Origin of the sequence: Streptomyces lushanensis (assembly GCF_001700515.1) — a bacterium.
GTDB classification, from domain to species: domain Bacteria; phylum Actinomycetota; class Actinomycetes; order Streptomycetales; family Streptomycetaceae; genus Streptomyces; species Streptomyces lushanensis.
In genome coordinates, this window is sequence record NZ_MAUD01000519.1 from 1 (window position 1) to 3,294 (window position 3,294).

Consider the following 3,294-nt stretch of genomic DNA (forward strand, 5'->3'; position numbering starts at 1 on the left):
CGGGTGCGGGTGCGGGTGCGGGTGCGGCGCCCGGAACACGTACCTCTCAGCTCCCGCGCCTCAGCTGTCTCACCTGTCTTTCACCTCCCGCCCCGCTCCGGATCCGGGCACCAGTCGCTCTCCGGCGATGTCCCCCACAGACCGCAGAATCCGGTCTGGACGGCGGGCTTCGCGCCGTCCACACGCTGGACCGAGATGAGTTTGTCGAGCGGAATCTGCTGGTCGACGACACCGCCGAAGTCGACGCGCCCGCTCTCCCCGTCCAGCGCGGCGTCCCCGTGGATGCTGCTGAGCATGTGCCAGACGGCGGGCGGGGTGAGCGGCAGCTGTGGCGCGGTGTCCTGGAGTCGGCCGACCGCCTTGAGATACAGGTTGACCGCGTCGAAGGCGAGCGCCGCGTGTCCGTCGAGCGAGGTGCTGCTCACCTGCTCGCACTCGTCGGGGAACAGCCGCTTCATCGTGCTGTAGAGATCGCTGTCGCCCTCGCAGGACGCGGCCCCGCGCGTGAAGTCCAGGAATTCGTAGGGCACCCTCGGATACGCGCCGCGCCGCATGGGATCGGCCGCGAGCCGCGCCACGTCGTCGCCGCCGAGGAAGGCCGGCGGGCTGGAACCGCAGGAGGTGTTGGACGACGACAGGACGGTCTCGAAGTCCTCCGAGCGTCCCGCGAAGAACACCAGCCCGTCGTATCCGCAGGCCTGTTCACCCACGGTCTGGGCACCGGGATGTCCCGACGTGCCGGCGGGCGCGGGCGACGGCTTGTACCCCTGTTTGTCGACCGTGAACCCCTCGGCGCGGAAGGACTTGACCGCGTCCTCGCTCAGGTTCCTGCTGTACTCGTCGGTCGGATCGGCGGAGTGGACGATCCGTACCGCGCGCTTCAGCTTCCCCTTGCGCGCCAGGTACGAGGCGTACGCGGCGGCGACCTCCGCCTCCCGCCGGTTCTGCGGCGACACCTGGTAGTAGAGGGGCGAGTGGTCGTCGAGGGTGTCCGCCGACAGGGTCGTGGCCACCATCGGGAGACCGACGCGCGTCAGCTCGCCTATGGTCGTGATCGTCGCTCTGCGGCTCTGGTCGAGCCCGGTGACGCCGACGATGGTCCGGTCGGTGCGCATCATGCGTTCGATCGTGGCGACGGCCCGGGGCCCGTAGCGCATTCCGGAACCGGCGCTGGCCGGATAGATCCGCAGAACGGGATCGGAGTCGCCTCGTTTGTCGAGCTGCCGCCGCTGCGCGCTCGCCGCACCTTGCAGGGCCTCCCTCACATACGACAGGGCGCTGGACGCCTGGCCCTTGCCGGGGCTGCTGAGGAGTGCCGACAGATGCACCAGCGTCACCACGGGCCGCCGCGGGGCGTCGCGGTGGATCCTGTCGGCCTCCTTGTTCTGGTCGGCGATCGTCGCGAGGGTCGTCCTGAGGCGCTCGTCCGTGGCGCCGAAGGCGTAGCCGTGGGACGCCACGCCGACGCACTCCCCGGTCGCTTCCTGCCGCTCCAGGGTGTCCGCGTCCGGGTCGGTCCGGCTCAGATCACAGTGCCTCTTCTGCCACCGCTGTTCGGCGCTGATCGTGTAGACACCCGCCGCGCCGATCAGTGCGAGTACGAGGACGGCGGCGGCGACGGTCACTCCACGGCGTGCCCAGGCCGGGGGCGGATCCGTGGTGAACCGGCCCGCCATGCCGGCCTGTTCCTTCTGCCGCTCGTAGTCGGTGGCGTCGGCCGGCAGCGGCGGGCCCACCTCGACGGGCAGATACCAGAGACCGGCCGTACGACCGCCTCCCGCGTCCCGGAGCTTGTGCTTCCAGACCTCGTACAGATCCTCCGTGAGCCCCCGCACCCTCGGATGGCTGTGCTCGGTGCGCCCGCTGCTGACCACGAGCAGCAGCGGGTCGAACGCGCCGGTGTCGTTCCGTACGTCGATGAGCGAACGGATCAGCGCCCGGCCTCGGTTGTCGCTGCTCACGCCCTTGAGGAACGCCACGCAGTATGTGGTACGGCGCGCCGCGCGGCGGCGCCAGATACGGCGCCGGTAGGCGGCGCGAAGGTCCTCCAGGAAGGCGTTGATCAGCATTTTGCCGACCTGCTCGGGGTCCTCACCGCCCCAGCGGGGCTGGGTCAGGCGCAGGGCGAAGCCGCTGAAGGTGCCCGGGTCGCGGGGCGCCATGTAGGGCTGGTGCAGCAGCCACCGGTACTCACTGCCGAGAACCCGCCAGGCCCGGAACCAGACGAGCGGGAGCACATGCAGCCCGAAGAAGTACGCCCACCAGGGCGCGTGCGCTTCCAACGCCACCTCGGTGCCCGGACTGCGCATGAAACCGAACAGCGGTCTTCGCTGGAGCTCCCGGTCGCGCAGCCGTCGCAGCATGTCCCGGTCGTGCTGGGGATCCGGTTCGTCGGCGGTGTACGTCATCTCCAGAAGCCAGTTGACGAGCCCGAACCGCCGGAACCGCACCCGTCGGTCGTGCCCGTTGCTCGCCGACGAGTACTCCTGCGCGAGTTTGACGAGGACGCGGCGGTACAGCTCCGCCTGCTTCCACTCCGGCGACAGGCTCCGCTCACCGTCGCTGCGGGTGAGTTCGACGTCGGCCCACATCGCGGACATGTCGATGAGCTCGTGCGGAACGCGGCCGGGTTCGGCCGTGTTCAGCGAACGCCTCACGCCCTCGGCCAGATCGTCCTGGTCGTCGCCTATCAGCCAGACAACGGGCAACCCCTCCCGGTCCTTGACCTGCTCGGGTAATTCACCTTTTCGCGGGCGACGTACGAGCCTGTTCAGCAGCGCGAAAAGTCTGTCGGCATGCTCGAAGACAAGTGCCATGGACCGGGACCATACGGCCGTCGAACACCCATTTCACCGCCATCACCAAGACTTCACACGGTCGTGTAACCGCTTGTGCGGTGGATGAATTGGTGGGGGTGGTGGTGAGGATGGGGGGGTGGCTCTGGCTGACCTGGTTGGCCTGGTTGGTGTAGTTGGCGTGGTTGGCATGGTTGGCATGGTTGGCGTGGTGGCGTGGTGGCGTGGTTGGCCGCTGGCTTCGGCTGGTCTGGACGCGCGCTTGTTTCGGCTGCTCCGGCTGCCCGCTTGCTCTGGCTGCCCGCTTGCCCTGGCTGCTCTGCTTGCTCTGGCTGCGGGTGCAGACCGAGGGGTAGTCGGGGTGGGCCGGGAGGTTCTGTGTCGCGTGGGGGCCGCCCCTTGAGGTTTCAGTTTCGCGATTGCGGGTCGGGCGTCAAGGGCGCTCCTTCGTCGCGTCGGCAAGCCGATGGGCTGCGCCCACCCTTGACTCCCGTCCCTC

Annotated in this window: 1 protein-coding gene; it reads right to left on the bottom strand. The window is 69.1% G+C overall.

The annotated features are described in order from the left end of the window. Nucleotides 1-80: 80 nt before the first annotated feature. Nucleotides 81-2,816 (bottom strand): type 1 periplasmic-binding domain-containing protein, encoded by a 2,736-nt coding sequence (locus BFF77_RS30670; protein WP_066956562.1) that lies wholly within the window; start codon nucleotides 2,814-2,816, stop codon nucleotides 81-83. Nucleotides 2,817-3,294: the final 478 nt, after the last annotated feature.